General features: G+C 62.1%; 13 protein-coding genes and 2 tRNA genes. 7 read left to right on the forward strand and 8 right to left on the reverse strand.

Annotated features, from left to right (window positions below; translation table 11 throughout):
* Positions 1–56: 56 nt before the first annotated feature.
* Positions 57–920, reverse strand: coding sequence for a hypothetical protein (locus FQV39_RS26310; protein ID WP_149132983.1), 864 nt, complete (start codon positions 918–920; stop codon positions 57–59).
* Positions 921–1,489: 569 nt separating this feature from the next.
* On the opposite strand from FQV39_RS26310, the gene FQV39_RS26315 reads away from it, so the two are divergent.
* Complete coding sequence (locus FQV39_RS26315; RefSeq protein ID WP_149132984.1) at positions 1,490–2,170, forward strand: transposase; 681 nt, start codon at positions 1,490–1,492, stop codon at positions 2,168–2,170.
* 42 nt (positions 2,171–2,212) lie between these two features.
* Here FQV39_RS26315 and FQV39_RS26320 read toward each other — a convergent pair whose 3' ends face one another.
* Positions 2,213–2,674, reverse strand: a complete 462-nt coding sequence (locus FQV39_RS26320) for a hypothetical protein (protein WP_149132985.1) — start codon at positions 2,672–2,674, stop codon at positions 2,213–2,215.
* Positions 2,675–2,717: 43 nt separating this feature from the next.
* Here FQV39_RS26320 and FQV39_RS26325 point away from each other — a divergent pair, with 43 nt between their 5' ends.
* The gene (locus FQV39_RS26325) at positions 2,718–3,290 is read left to right on the forward strand and encodes a hypothetical protein (protein ID WP_248313148.1); all 573 of its coding nucleotides are present in this window, start codon (positions 2,718–2,720) and stop codon (positions 3,288–3,290) included.
* 153 nt (positions 3,291–3,443) lie between these two features.
* On the opposite strand, the gene FQV39_RS26330 is transcribed toward FQV39_RS26325, so the two are convergent.
* Positions 3,444–3,520 (reverse strand) — tRNA-Pro (locus FQV39_RS26330).
* A 147-nt stretch (positions 3,521–3,667) separates the two neighbouring features.
* Here FQV39_RS26330 and FQV39_RS26335 point away from each other — a divergent pair.
* A tRNA-Gln gene (locus tag FQV39_RS26335) sits at positions 3,668–3,742 on the forward strand.
* A gap of 199 nt (positions 3,743–3,941) precedes the next feature.
* Here the strand turns inward: FQV39_RS26335 and FQV39_RS26340 are convergent.
* Entirely contained in the window at positions 3,942–4,802 is an 861-nt protein-coding gene (locus FQV39_RS26340; RefSeq protein ID WP_149132986.1) for a DUF4118 domain-containing protein, read from the reverse strand.
* 287 nt (positions 4,803–5,089) lie between these two features.
* Here FQV39_RS26340 and FQV39_RS26345 point away from each other — a divergent pair, with 287 nt between their 5' ends.
* The 4 genes from FQV39_RS26345 to FQV39_RS26360 all read left to right on the forward strand — a co-directional run bounded on the left by FQV39_RS26345 (position 5,090) and on the right by FQV39_RS26360 (position 9,958).
* Entirely contained in the window at positions 5,090–5,305 is a 216-nt protein-coding gene (locus FQV39_RS26345) for a hypothetical protein (protein ID WP_149132987.1), read from the forward strand.
* Positions 5,306–5,529: 224 nt separating this feature from the next.
* Complete coding sequence (locus tag FQV39_RS26350; protein ID WP_149132988.1) at positions 5,530–7,212, forward strand: DUF3300 domain-containing protein; 1,683 nt, start codon at positions 5,530–5,532, stop codon at positions 7,210–7,212.
* Positions 7,213–7,312: 100 nt separating this feature from the next.
* The gene (locus FQV39_RS26355; RefSeq protein WP_349238596.1) at positions 7,313–8,200 is read left to right on the forward strand and encodes a DUF2950 domain-containing protein; all 888 of its coding nucleotides are present in this window, start codon (positions 7,313–7,315) and stop codon (positions 8,198–8,200) included.
* An 84-nt stretch (positions 8,201–8,284) separates the two neighbouring features.
* Positions 8,285–9,958: a SulP family inorganic anion transporter gene (locus tag FQV39_RS26360; RefSeq protein ID WP_149132989.1), complete on the forward strand. Its 1,674-nt coding sequence runs from the start codon at positions 8,285–8,287 to the stop codon at positions 9,956–9,958.
* Positions 9,959–10,114: 156 nt separating this feature from the next.
* Here FQV39_RS26360 and FQV39_RS26365 read toward each other — a convergent pair whose 3' ends face one another.
* From FQV39_RS26365 to FQV39_RS26380, 4 genes are all read right to left on the reverse strand, one after another.
* The gene (locus FQV39_RS26365; protein ID WP_149132990.1) at positions 10,115–10,777 is read right to left on the reverse strand and encodes a hypothetical protein; all 663 of its coding nucleotides are present in this window, start codon (positions 10,775–10,777) and stop codon (positions 10,115–10,117) included.
* A gap of 81 nt (positions 10,778–10,858) precedes the next feature.
* Positions 10,859–11,482: a response regulator transcription factor gene (locus FQV39_RS26370; protein WP_149132991.1), complete on the reverse strand. Its 624-nt coding sequence runs from the start codon at positions 11,480–11,482 to the stop codon at positions 10,859–10,861.
* A 63-nt stretch (positions 11,483–11,545) separates the two neighbouring features.
* Positions 11,546–11,968 carry a hypothetical protein gene (locus tag FQV39_RS26375; RefSeq protein WP_149132992.1) on the reverse strand — a complete coding sequence of 141 codons (423 nt, stop codon included), beginning with the start codon at positions 11,966–11,968 and terminating at the stop codon, positions 11,546–11,548.
* Positions 11,969–12,163: 195 nt separating this feature from the next.
* Positions 12,164–14,038 (reverse strand): adenylate cyclase, encoded by a 1,875-nt coding sequence (locus FQV39_RS26380; RefSeq protein WP_187640069.1) that lies wholly within the window; start codon positions 14,036–14,038, stop codon positions 12,164–12,166.
* Positions 14,039–14,279 lie beyond the last annotated feature (241 nt).

Here is a 14,279-nt window from a genome sequence, read left to right on the forward strand (position 1 = left end):
AGCGGAAACCGCGCGGGGCGTATCAGTCCCCACGCGGTCGCTGGTTGCGCCGGTTTTCAGAACGCGTCGTTCGCGTCCCCTCCGACCATCGTCAGGTCGACCGAGTTGAACTGGATGTTGGCACCCATGACGATCGACTGGGTGAAAGCCTCCTGGGTGAGGCTGGCGGCCGCGGAGGCCGCGCCGATGCCGTTGAAGCTGCCATCGTCGCCGGTGATGGCGCCGACATGGGATTCTGCCGCGCCACCGACGGCCCGTGCGATCATCGTGAAGTCGCCGACACCGCCCGTATCGCTCGAGGCATGGCAGCCGGACGTGTCGGCCAGGCCACCCGTCAGGCCGCCTGCGCTGTAGCTCACGGACGGGCTGCTGAGCGTATCGTAGTCGGCCAGGTTGTTGACCTGATCGAGATTGAAGTTGTTGCCGCTTTCGAGGGTCTGGGTGACCACGTCCGGCATGATGATCGATTCACTGATATCGTGGATCGTGTCGATATCGATGACATCATTGTCCGCTGGCGGCAGGAGCGCCCCTGACAGGTCGAGATCGACGGTCACATCGACGTTCACGCTGTTGTTCACGTGATTGTCGACCTGGTTGTCGATGTGATTGACGTTCTCGTTGAAGTTCAGGTTGCCGTTGGCATTGAGGTTGCCGTTTCCGTTCAGGTTGAGATTGCCGTTTTCGCTCGAATTACTGGCGGAGTTCCAGACGTCGGTGTCGACGGCCTGAGCCGCATACTGAGCCTGCCCCTGCGCCTGGCCCTGTCCTTGACCCTGGCCCTGTCCTTGACCTTGACCTTGACCTTGACCCTGCCCCTGCCCCTGCAGCTGAGCCTGCAGTTCAGCCTGACCCTGCAATTGGCCCTGCAATTGGCCCTGCGTCGGATCGTCTTTGTGATGCTTGTTGGACTGACCCATGACATACTCCTACGCATTCGGGAGACATCGATAGGGTCCGGCAGCGCCTCTCTTCTGCGGTGCGCGGCACGGATTCGGACGATGTCGGTTGGAGATGGTTGAGCACTGCAAATCTTACGCTTTACATGGAAGATGTGCTCGCTCTTGGTTTTATTCGTGGATTACGCTTCCGTTATTCCATTTATTCTCCTTTCCCGAGTTAGAGGCAGTGGAGAATCAATTCTTCGAGAAGGTTATCCGGAAGGCCATATTGAGGTTGTCTATTGGCTGTAACGATCTGTGAGTGCGCATAGATTTTTGTATTATTTAGTTGTAAAAAGTAATTTTTGTATCATTTCTTTAAATATCGAGCTAGTAGATATGTGTAATACCGCTTATATTGCGAGCCATTCTGGCGCGCGGTCGGTATTTTTTCTTTCATAGTTCAAATTTGATGTATATAAACAGCCATGAAGGGGCTGAAGGGTCAATGTGCTGAATCGTTACCCTGCGTTATCGGGGTCATTGAATTTTCGTGACCCAGGAGGTGGCCTCGTGAAGCTTGGTGCCTTGTGTGCCGGAGATTGGCTATGCCGAACGCCGTCCGCATGCACGACGAACAGGCTGCTTTCCTCTCGCTCGAGGCATTGGTCTGGCGGGACGGGCCGGTCTGCCCGCATTGCGGGGAAAGCAGCCGGCTCGGCCGGCTGAGTGGGCTCAGCACGCCGATCGGCATGTGGAAATGCTATGCTTGTCGCAAGCCGTTCACCGTCAGGCATGGCACGATCTTCCAGAACAGCCACGTGCCCATGCATGTTTGGCTGCAGGCGCTCTATCTGCTGACGGCGACTGGTGAGCGCATCAGCTCACAGAGGCTGGGACAGATTCTCGGCGTGTCTGTCCGGACCGCCTGGCATCTCAAAACGAAAATCGCCGCCAGTGTGGAAGCCGCGAAGGATCCGCAGGGTCCGTGGCACGGCGAAAGCGCGGTCAATCGCGTTCTGCGGGAGCCGTTTCCCGACAGCCCCGCGCCGCTCCAGCCCGGGCAGGCCGTCTGCAAGGCACGCTACGAACGCTTTCTGGCGGCGACCGCGGGCGTAGCGCATCATCTCGACGACGCTGTTTTCGTTGCGGCTTTGCACAAGCTGCTGCGAAGCTCCGGCACGGGCTCCGATCCCGGGGACGACGTGTTGGAACAGCAGCTCGAACTGAGTCTGTTCGATGAACCCTCTGGTCGAGGGGGCGGCGCGGACGATGAGGGGCTGCGTTGACCGGTGTCCCCGGAGAAGCCGGCATCGTCTTGGCGCTATCGGTTATTGCGGCCGGGGGCTGCGGCGGAGGCACTGATCGACATGTTCCTCCCAGAGTCGCTGCAAGGCCGGGTCGAGCGGCATGACGAGAGCGTCGAGCTCGTCAAGCTCGGTCGCAGGGCGCAGTATCTCGAGAAAGGCGACGGCGCCACGGGCGCCGGCTGCGAAGGCCGGATCCTCGTGGCTGGTGAGCAGGCAGATTTCCTCTCCGATCAGCTCCGGACCCATTCCTGTGACGGCGTTCAGGACATGGGCTTGAACAGCAGCCAGCGCATGCGTGCGCATCGGGCCGCAATGGCGCTGGGCGATCAATGTAACGAGCGTGGCGAGGAAGCCGATGATCTGCGGATGAAGCCAGTCGCCGGCTTGCAATATTGCCGTTCCAGCAGGGTCGCGACGCAGGAAGGGGTCGATCGCGGCATGGGCCATGCGGCGCGCCTTGCGAATCTTGAGCAATTCGAACATCGCGCCTCCGCTCTGCGCGAAGCCTAACCCGAGGGAACCTCCGATGCGCATGCTCTCTCGAGGACAAGCAGCCTTGCCGCCCCGGCCGGATTTCGATGTGCTGGAAGCGGCTGCCGCGCGCCCGTCCTCCAGCCGCAGAGTAGCCTTCATGAACCTCGTAGGCGATCTGAATCTCGCCTGGTCGAACAACGAAAGCCTGTTCATCTATGTGCTGATGTGGCTGCTCGGCAGTGACGAGAAAGCGGCGGCGATCGTCTTCGCCACGCTGAACACCACGCGCGCGCGGCTGGATCTCGTGCAGCGTCTGGCCAAGATCGCATTGGCCGACAAGGCCGTGCGTAGCGAGCTCAACGAGATCGTGGAGCGCTTTTCGGCGGCGACGCGGCTGCGCAACGATCTCAGCCACGCAACCTTCGTCCTCGATTCGCAAGGCGAGATCACCCATACCCAGCACATGAAGGTCGAGGAAAGCCGGGGCAGTCTGCGCTTCGGCGTCCGCCGGGCCGTCGATGACGCCAGGCTGGAGGAGATTTCCCGCACGATCCGCGAGCTTCACGCGCTCAACCGGCGAATCTGGGATCTCATGCCGGTCCTGGAGGCGGCGACGCGGGGGTGAGAGGTAGTCGTTGCGTCGATGCTGCCGCCATCAACTCGGAGCGGGCGCAGGTAGAGATGTGTCCTGCGGCCCGAAACTGTCCGGATATCTGTCAGGAAAAGAAAAAAGGCCTTTCGGCCCTGTTCTCAACTACTTGATATTTCTCGGGAATTTTGGTCGGAGTGGCAGGATTTGAACCTGCGACCCCCTCGTCCCGAACGAGGTGCTCTACCAGGCTGAGCCACACTCCGATCAACTGGTGGCCGGCTTATAGCCAGCACGCGGCCGCGGTGCAACAGCTCGTTTGCAGGTTCGGGATGATTTCTTGCGAAGGCCCCGGATGCGCGTCGCGAGGCGGTTGCGCATGACGGCGACGCGTTCTAGAAGGCGCGACGCATTGGGGCGTCGCCAAGTGGTAAGGCAGCGGTTTTTGGTACCGCCATTCCCAGGTTCGAATCCTGGCGCCCCAGCCATTCTCTCGTAAAGCACTGATTTCAAAACGGTTCTTCTGCCCTTTGCGGCCCGTGTAGCGCGGCGCGATCTTTTGCACAGGGCGGTTGGTTCTGTGCTCCGTAGGTCCGCTCATGACCCGTTGCGCATTCTGCGCATATCGGAAGAGGTCGACTTGTTTGTCCCTGGGGTTGGCTGTCCAGCTTGACGGGATCGCATCTCTCATTCCGCCATCGCCGGCTGGACGGTGCTTGGCGAACTCAAGGCTGCGGCCAGAAGCCGACCCACGACGACAATGAACAGGTCGGGGCGTTCAGGATATTCCTGCAGGTCGAAGGCTACGCCCAACACCACAGGCTGCTGATTGGGAGCTTTGATCGGCCAGAAGTCGAAGCGCGAGGTATCGAAAGGGTATACCCCCGCTCGCACAAGATGGCCTTGGTCGAGCGATGATTGCGCCGCAGCCAGTTCGCTTGCGCTGGCGGTTATCGGTCCAAGCGACGAGATGATTTCAAGCAATCCATCAGCGGGCGTCATCACAGCGACCGAGACATGGAACATCTCTTCGAGCGCCGCAGCTGCCCTGTTCGCCATGTCACGAGGTTGCCTCGCTTCGGAGACGGCTGAGCTGAAGGACTGCAAAGCTTGTTCCTGGCGGAGCCGCAATTTGATGGCCGCTTGCCGTCGGGCCGCCAACGATGCCAGGCTACTCGCTAACCCGCCCACGACGAGAAGCAATCCAATCGCCCAGACGTTCGCCGGATCCTCGACCTGAAACGAGAAGCGCGGTGCCGTGAAGAAGAAATTATATGCCGACGCGCCCGCCACAGCGGCGAGCATCGAGGGGCCGAACCCGAATATGATGGCTGCTATGATGACTGGCAGCACGTAGATGAGCGAAAGGTTTGGAACTGCCGCCACGCTTTCCAGGGCGGACGCAATCACCGTCGCAAATGCCGTCAAAACGAGAGCGGCGAGATATCCGGCCACCACCGGAAGATCGGGGCGATCCCGATACGCGGCGCCGGCGATTGGACCGGCAGGAAGATTATCTCGGTCGTGGGTGCTTTCCGAGTTCGCCATGACAAGCCTTCCTCGATTGCCCAGCTGCCGCTGACGGCCATCAGCGACCCGACGCCCTCAGATTTATGACGGAGGGCATAGGCGTTCCATGCGAGAGAACGCATCCGGAAATAGGAATTTGATAGGCGTGGATCCGATGGTTGCCGCCGTCGGCGAGAATGCCGAGACCGGCCGTCAGCCGGGACCCTTCCCAAATCGCCGGCGCGGCGGACATGTGCAACTCCCGGTCGATTGACTCTGTCGCTCGATTTGTTCTTCTAATGTTCTCATTCTTGAGGGCGAGAACAATGACAGCCGAGCCGCTGGACGAGCCGCCGGAAGCCGACGAATTCGACTGGGAAATCGTCGAGCTCGTCGACGAGTATGGGACCGAACGGGCCGCCCTGCGCGCGACGTACCAAATCTTGAAAGCGGTCCTGGCCGATGCCGATCGGGCGGTTTCCCGAGGCTTCGTGCGCGGCCTGTTCTCTCAAGGAGCGCGGCCCATCCGTGATCCGGGGTGACTGGGCAAAAAGGCGAGAGATGGCCGATGCTTTCATTACGGATCTTGAAGGCAGGCGCATTGACCTGCCGGGGAGCGGCGTATTGTCCCTAGGGACAGGTGTCATGGCCTCGAAGGCCGCGACATGATGCAGGACGGGTGCGTGGCTGCATAGATGCGCATGGCCCAAGAAGACTTTGGCGCGAGATCTTGGATAGTGTTTCGGGCCTGGTGCGAGGTCATGCCATGCATATGCGAATTGTGCTCGCCAGCCTCATCGTCAGTGGGCTCGCCTCTCAGGCGCTTGCGCAGACGACTGCCGCGCCCTCTCAATCGCCGGCGCCAGCGGGAATTCAGGCAGGGCAGGGCGAGCAGGCTCTCTCCAGCGCCCAGCTCGATGCGCTGGTCGCGCCGATCGCGCTCTATCCCGACACCTTGCTGGCGCAAGTTCTGATGGCCTCGACCTATCCGCTCGAGGTGGTGCAGGCGGATCGATGGGTTGCGGCCAACAAGAAGCTCAAGGGCGACCAGCTCAAGGCGGCGGTCGACAAGCAGCCGTGGGATCCGAGCGTGAAATCGCTGGTCGCGACGCCCTCCGTGCTGGAGATGATGAGCAAGAATCTTGACTGGACACAAAAGCTCGGCGACGCGGTCCTTGCCCAGCAGCCTGATCTCATGGACGGCATCCAGAGGATGCGGACGCGGGCCTACGATGCCAAGAAGCTGTCTTCCGGCTCTCAGCAGAAGGTCACGGTCCAGCCAGCCACCGGCAGCAGCAAACAGACGATCCTGATCGAGCCGACCAGTTCGGACACGGTTTACGTGCCCTATTACGACCCGGCTGTGGTCTACGGTTCCTGGCCCTATCCCGACTATCCGCCCTACTATTTCCCTGAGCCGGGCTATATCGCCACCGGCGTTCTCGCGACGGGCCTCGCCTTCGGCACCGCCTATGCGCTCGGACGCTGGGCCACGGGGGGATATTGGGGCGGAAACGTCAACTGGGTCGGTGGCGGAAACATCAATATCGACCGCGATCGCGTGACCCATTGGGAGCATAATCCCCAGCATCGCCACGGCGTTCAGTATCGCAACGACGCGGTCAGGCAGAAATTCTCCGACAACAACATCCGCGCCGGAGCCGAAGGTCGGATGGATTTCCGCGGGCGCAGCGGCGAGCAGGTTCTGCGCCCCGAGGGCGGTCGCGGCGGGGCCGGAGCGGTCGCCGGTGCACGACCGGAGCAACGGCCGGGAGAGCGTCCCGGAGCCGGCGCCAGACCCGAGCGTCCGGGCGGCGACCGTGCTGCGGCCGGCAATCGGCCGGGCGGGGACCGGGCGGCGCGCCCCAGCGGTGGACGCCCGTCCGCCGACCGGGGTCGGGGCTCGGCGCCGCCGCGGGCAAGCACGCAGCCGCGTCGTCCTCAATCCGGAGCAAGCCGTCCGGGGCCGGCGCGCGACAGCGCCTTCGGCAGCATGCAGCCGGGCCGGGCCGCGAGCCTTCAGTCACAGCGCGGACATGCCAGCATGGCCCGTATGCCCGCGGGCGGTCCCCGGATGGGGGGTGGAGGATATGGCGGCGGAGCGCGTATGGGAGGCGGGGGCTTTGGTGGGGGCGGACGCGTAGGCGGCGGTGGCGGTGGGCGCGGGGGTGGCGGGCGCCGTTCCGACATCCAGCTCAAGAACCACGTCATGCTGCTGGGGGTGATGGAGAACGGGCTCGGCTTTTATCGCTTCGCCTATAATGGCTCCCAAACCAGCTATGTCGGTGTGATCGCACAGGAGGTGCAGACTGTCGCGCCCGGTGCGGTGCATCGCGGCGCGGATGGCTACCTGCGGGTGGACTACCGCCAGATCGGGGTTCCCTTTCAGACCTTCGAACACTGGAAGGCTTCGGGTTCGCACATTCCCACCGGGAAGCCCTGGAACTGAAACAGCGTCGTCGTCTGCCGGTGCGTTTCGCAACTGAGGATGCAGTTCCATGATCATGACATGGCCAGCGGCGCATCTGCTCGTTCGCCTGCTTTGCGGGATGGTCGCGGGCTTCTGTGTCGCCTCGACGGCCGCTCGCGCACAGGAGCTGTTCCAGTCTCCCGAAGAGGCTGCCGCGGCGCTTGTCGCCGCGGTGCGCGACGGAAACTCCACGGGTTTGTACTCGGTTTTCGGGATGTCCGGGCGGGACATCCTCTTCTCGGGTGACGAGGTTCGCGATGCCGACAATCGCAAGCGCTTCATCGCGGCCTATGATGCCCGGCATTCGATCGTCGAAACCGGCCGGACAGCCACGCTGCTGGTCGGCGAGGATGCATTCCCGTTTCCGATCCCGATCGTCCATTCACGCGGCGGCTGGAAATTCCTGGTGGAGGCCGGGCGCAGGGAACTCCTCGCCCGCCGGATCGGCAAGAACGAACTGGATGCCATCCAGGCAAGCCTCGCGATCCTCGATGCGCAATTCGAGTACGCCGCAAAAGGCCATGACGGTCGAAATCCGGGGATCTACGCCCAGCGAATCGTCAGCCAGCCGGACAAGCATGACGGTCTCTACTGGCCGACCGGGCCAGGCGAGGAGCCGAGTCCGCTTGGTGAATTCGCCGCCCAGGCTGCAGCTGAAGGTTACAAGGCAAGCGAGACGCCGCAGCCTTATCACGGCTACTACTTCAAAATCCTGAGAAAGCAGGGACCTGCAGCCGTTGGCGGGGCAACCGACTACGTCGCCGGCGGCAACATGATCGGCGGTTTCGCGGTTCTTGCTTATCCCGCAACCTATGCGAGATCCGGGATCACGAGCTTCCTCGTCAATCACGCGGGCACGGTCTACCAGAAGGATCTCGGGCCCAATACACGCCTGATCGCATCGCGCATGCAGAGCTTCAATCCCGATCAAGGTTGGGAGAAAGTCGCACCGGAGAAAGCGCAATAGTGGAGTGGCAGGCCCCACCGCGCTGGCGGTCGAGGCCGAAGGGCGGCTCCGCTGCGCTGACGACAGCTCGGGGTGGTGGCGTCGATGAAGCGCTGGTTGCCGATCGCGGACGGGCTGCTTCCCTACAGGTGGGAATGGCTGCGCTTCGACATTACCGCAGGGCTTGCGATCGCCGCCGTCGCCATTCCAAGCGCGATTGCCTATCCCGCCATAGCCGGGCTTCCCGCCGAGGTCGGGTTCTATGCGAGCATCCTGCCTCTGGTCGGCTATGCGCTGTTCGGACCATCGCGCAAGCTGATCGTCGGGCCCGACGCCGCGACCATGACCGTTCTGGCTGCAACGCTCGCGACGCTGCCGCTGGACAATCCGGCAGACCGAGTGGCCGCAGCCGCCGGGTTGGCGCTGATCGTCGGAGCCTTCTGCATCCTCGCGAGCATGCTCAATCTCGGGGTGGTCGCGTCGTTTCTGTCGCGGCCGATCCTGATCGGCTTCATCAGCGGCATTTCGATATCCATTCTCGTCGGGCAGATCGGGCGATTGACCGGCGTGCGCATCGAGTCCGATGGCCTCGTGCTGCCTCTGCTCGAGATCATTCGGAAAGCCTCCCAGATCCATTGGCTGACCGTGTGGTTCGGCGCTGCGATGTTCGCGCTGCTCGTCGTGCTGGCGCGCCTCCGCTCTCCCATTCCCGGGCCTCTGGTCGTGGTCGTCGTGGCGGTTCTGGCATCGGCGGTCTTCGACTTCGAAGACCGGGGCATGAAAGTCATTGGAAGCCTGCCCGGAGCGCTTCCGACCATGGTCCTTCCGAAGATCGCGCATCTGCCGATCCGGGAGCTTCTGCTCGGTGCGGCAGCCATCTGGCTTGTCGGGGTCAGCTCGGGGCTTGTCGCGGCGCGCAGCTTCGGCGCGAAGGACGGTTTCAAGGTCGATGCCGACCGGGAGCTGACCGGGCTGGGAGTGGCCAATATCTGCTCCGGCCTGTTCAGCGGCTTTCCCGTCACGATCACGGATTCGCGGACAGCGACCAATTTGGCTGCCGGCGGCCGCTCCCAGCTGTCCGGCCTGATCTCAGCCGCCACGCTGACGGTCCTGCTGCTCTATCTGAACGATGTGCTGCGCGTCCTGCCCAACACTGCGCTTGGCGCGATCCTCGCCTTCGCGGCGCTGAGCCTGATCGATATCTCGGGGTTGCGGGAGACCTGGCGGATCAGCCGCATGGAGTTCGTCTTCGCCCTGATCAGCATGTGGGGCGCCATCAGCCTGGGCGTGCTCAGCGGCGTCGTCATCGCCATTGCCGGCACGCTGCTCTATGTCCTGCTGAAGGAAATGCGGCCGCGCGATGCCTTGCTAGGGCGCGTTGAGGGCCGACCGGGCTTCTACAAGATGCACCGGACGGAGAACGCCGCGCCACCGCCGGGGATGGTGCTCTTCATGATCCAGGGCAGCATTCTGTTCTTCAACGCCGACTACATCCGCTCCCGGCTCGAAAGCGTCACGAAGGAGGCCCCACCCGGTACGTTCTGGTTTGTGCTGGATGCGGGTGCCGTCGCGCAGATCGACACGACGGCAGCCGCCATGCTCCTGCAGTGGCGCTCCGACCTGGCGGCGATGGGGCTGACATTCGCCATTGCGGAACTGCACAGGGAGCCGCGGGAGATTCTGGAACGCGCCGGGTTCTTCGAAGGGGCGAGCGCGACGATGGTTTTCGAGGATCTGGAGGACGCGGTTCGAACTCTCGGGGAGAGATCGTCACGGTAAGAGACCGTTTTCCGATCAGGCTGGATCGCAGAAGCCGTCATTGCGAGCGCAGCGAAGCAATCCAGGGGGACTGGGTGAGACGTTCAACCCAGTCCCCTGGATTGCTTCGTCGCTGACGCTCCTCGCAATGACGGTCCAGACGGATCGAAAAATGCTCTATCCGGAGCGTTCGGCGGGCCGGTATTCCCGAACCAGGATGTCGCAGCTGACGATCAGCACCCACATCGGAAAGACCAGGAAGGTCCAGTCGACGAGGTGGCTTCCGAAGAGGATAACCGTCGCAGCCGCATAGCCAGCGATCGCCGTCCAGCGCGCGGTGATGCCGGTACGGAGCACGATGGTCGAGGCGGTAATCAGGAAAACGCTCGATACCTTCATCGCGTAAATGCTGGCGAGGTTGTAAGCGAAGGATCGTGCCAGGGTGAAGGTCACCGAGCCCGCGAGCTCGCCCGGCCGAGCTGCATGCGTGATGAGGATCGCGCCGATCGCCGAGGCCGCGACGAACAGCATACCGATGAAAAGAAACCCGCTGCCGAGAAATACCGTCGCGAACAACCTGTTTTCTTGAGCACCCAATCGGTCACGCAGCACGCCCATGAACCAAAGGAAAGCGATGCCCGCAAAGGGGATCAGGTTCAGGGCCAGCGCGACCTTCCAGGATTGGGCTCCCACCCAGTCGCCTGGATCCTGTGGGTGAAGCCGCAGGGTCTGCAGCACCAGCACCAGCGCAAACAGGAGCAGAACCGAAAACAGAATGCCGGCGACGGCAGCTGCCTTCGGCGTCTTGAGCCCATCCGGCGCATGGCGAGGAGGCGGCACGTTGCGACCCTCGTTTCAGGAGCCGGTGCGGATATCTCCGACCCAAAGAGCCTGGTTGGCAGCCGGCCTCAACCTCACCTCTCAGGGACTTTCAGGCCGGAGCAGGCCGAGCCGCTCGGCACAGGTCACGAGCTCGACGACGGAGCGGACCTGCATCTTTTCCATGACCTTGTGCCGATGGGCCTTGATGGTCCGCTCGGTCGTCCCAAGCGTGAAAGCTACCTGCTTGTTCATTTTGCCGCGGACGACCAGATCGAAGACCTGCCGCTCGCGTTTGGTCAGCCGCCCGAGGCGTGCCAAGCCGGTGCGAACCCAGTTTTCGTGTTCATTGACGAGGCGATGGCGCGAGATCGCGCGATCGATGGCGTCGAGGAATTCGTCGCGCTCGACAGGCTTCGTGAAGAAGTCTTCAGCTCCGGCCTTGATCGCCCGGACGCCAACCCGGACGTCACCTTGGTCAGTCAGGAAGATCACGGGCAAATTCAAGCCAGCCTTGCTGAACAAATTTACGAAATCAGGGATGGATTTGTCTGGCGATAGAGTATCGATAACGATGCAGCTTGCGCTTTCGATATCCGGCCTGTGATTCAAGATTTCGTCGGCGCTGACATATGCCTTGGTCTCATACCCGCAAGCTCGAAGCATGCGCCCGATGCCGGCCTGAGATGCCGCGTCACCATCGACGATGTGCACAAGAGCTGACATGGCCAATCCCTCGATCTCACCGTAGGCAGCTCGCCTTCCGGCAAGCGCCGAGCGGCACCGGGTTTAAGGACTCTTCAGCGCCTCCGGAGTGCAGCGCCGATATCTGGTTGCAGTGCCCCCCTCGGGCGCGCTGTAGCGATAGAGGCCGCCATCCTGACTTAAGGAGAGCACGGCCCGTGCGGTGTCGGTCGCGATCGTCGTCGTACAACTGAGATGGATGATCTGCCGCTCGCCTTGTGGGTTGATGCGGCCGATCCGGCAGGTTGCGAGCGGAGTGGATAGCTGCTGGCCCCGGATGACGAATGCCGCGGCAAAGGCGTTGGCCGGCCGCTTGAAGCCGAGTGTCTTCCCCGCTGCGACGAAGACGTTGGCGCAGATCTGCCCTTCTTCGAGCCAGGCTCCTTGGAAAGCCGTCGTCCGTGCCCATGCGCCCTGTGTCGCGAGCGCCGCAAAGGCGATGACGAACAAACACGGTCGTGCAGCCATGGCAGTTATCGCGCCTCCGATCGGCAACCGGTGTGACTGAGACGTGAAGAGCAGCCCCCGGGGGGCCTCCATTCGGGATCAAAGCGGGAATACCGCTAGCTCACAGCTGCGACGGCACAACACCGCTACGCCACCGGCCGCTTTGCTTCCCATCGGTCAGAAGTGAAAGCCGCGAACCAAGTCCGGGGTAGTAGGTTACGGTTGGTTACGTGCCGCGCCGGTTTCCGGTGTTCCCGAATTCGAAGGAGCACTCGAACTCCGCTCGATTTCAGCGGCGAAACGGACAGGGACGGGGAAACCGGCCTCGATGGCGCCGCGGATTAGAATGACGCGATCCCTTGCATTGAAGTTGCGGCTGTTCAGCTCGTCGTCGAAGTCGTTGAAGAATCCGGGCATCAGGCGCAGGAATTCGGCGCGGGATTGTGCCGCTTCTGTCTGCAATCCCTGCCGCGCGAAGATCAGTGCGGCGACGAAATGGTAGATTGAAAAGCGACGCAGGTTTGCGCGGCGGATGAGGTCGGTGGCTCGCACATTGTCGCCTTGCATATAGGCGGCCAAAGCCAGGAGCCCGACATAGTAGTCCGAGTGGCCCGGGTTTTTTGCCATCGCCTCTTCGAGCAAGGAGGTTCCTCGCTGCCAGTCTCCGGCCTGGGCTACCCGGCTGCCGAACTCGCCGAGCAGTTCGGTGTCGTTGGGGTTGAGCGTGAGCGCCTGAGAGCCGACCCGTAGCGCCTCGCCGGGCTCCTTGCTGAAATACAGGACGGTCATCAGTGCCTGAAGGGCGCGGATATTCTCCGGATCGAGGCGGACCGCGCGCTCGGCTGCCGTCCTCGCCCGTTCCAATGGCGGCGGCGAGCCCAATCGCTTGTTCAGCTCAAAGCGATCCTCGTCGAGATAGAGGTAGGACAGCATCGCCCAGCCGGTCGAAAAGTCCGGATAGCGTGCCGTGACATTCTCGAGGCACGTGCGCGTCGCTGCATGCTCGGTTTGATCGAGTACGGTGCGGTAACGGTAGAAGCGATAGGTGCATTGATAGGTTTCCAGATTTTGGACACCTCTCAATTGCGTTGGCCGTGGTGGGGCGCTGAAGATGATTCCGTAGGGCTGGGCGATCGCGGTCGCGACCCTCGAGGCGATCATCGCTTCAACGCCGACGATATTGGCGGCACGTGGATCGGCGTCATAGGTTCCCGACCAGACGATGGCGGAACTTTCCCCATCCAGGACGCGGGCTGTCACCCGCAGCTTGCCGTCGGAAAGACGGATGCCGCCCTCAAGAATATAGCGGTTGCCGAATTGGTTGGTGATTTCCGAGGCCGAGGCGCTGGGTGATACGGCGGCAGAAGTCTCCCGGCCGAAAACGGTCAATTCCTTGAAGCGCGAGAGCTGCGTCAGCAGTTCCTCGCCGAGACCGGCAATATAGAAATTGACCTCCGGTTGCCCCGACAGGTTCGAGAATGGCCTGACGATCAGCGAGGGTCCTTGCGGTCCTGGCGGCTCGTTGGCAGGGGGCGGTGGAGATGGCAGGACGGCTAACCACAGGAGCGGGGCGGCAAGGCACAGTGTCGCCATAGCGATAGCCCAGGCGAACCAGCGGTTTCCCCACCGCGCGTCGCCTGTCCCCGCCAGCTCTTGCCCTTCCGGAGCAGCGGCGTGCGCGGGACCTCCACTATGGTTTGGCTGAGCCTGTCGCCGTTGGAAGCGCGGCACGTAGCCGCCCTTGGGTATCTCGATCAGGATCGGGTCCGAGTTCCCATCCAGGAGATAGTAGCGCTCCAGGGCGCGCCGGAGGCGCCCCGCTTCGATCCGAACCACCGGATCGTTCTGCATGTCGAAGTTCGCGTCGCGGCCGAAGACTTCGACCGCGACGGAGTAAGCTTTGATACGGTCTGAGTGACCCTCGAGAGTTCGATTGATCACATAGGTCAAGAACTGGCGCACCCGATCAGGGACGTTGAATTCAGTGCTCGCCAGGATCTTGTCCAATTGCGCACGAATTTCATTGTCCTGAAGCCTGGCTTCTGGACAATTTTCCAAATTTTCATAACTACTGAGTCGATTATTTTCCATGGAATTGGCTACCCCAAGCCAAAAATCCACGTGAAAACTTGAAATCTAGGTCGCGACCTTCGCGTAAGCTCCCGTTATTTACTCCCAAACGCGCTGCGCGGCCAGATAATTGTTCGCGTTTCGCAGGGGGGCTCGTTCCAATGGATCCGGGCGTTCTGGCTGCCATTCGGCTGCTGCCGAAGCACAGGAAGGCGATCGAGGAACTGGTGCTGAGCAGCGAGAATTTTCGGTCGTTATGCGT

The sequence above is a fragment of the Bosea sp. F3-2 genome (assembly GCF_008253865.1).
In the GTDB taxonomy this organism is placed as follows: Bacteria; Pseudomonadota; Alphaproteobacteria; order Rhizobiales; family Beijerinckiaceae; genus Allobosea.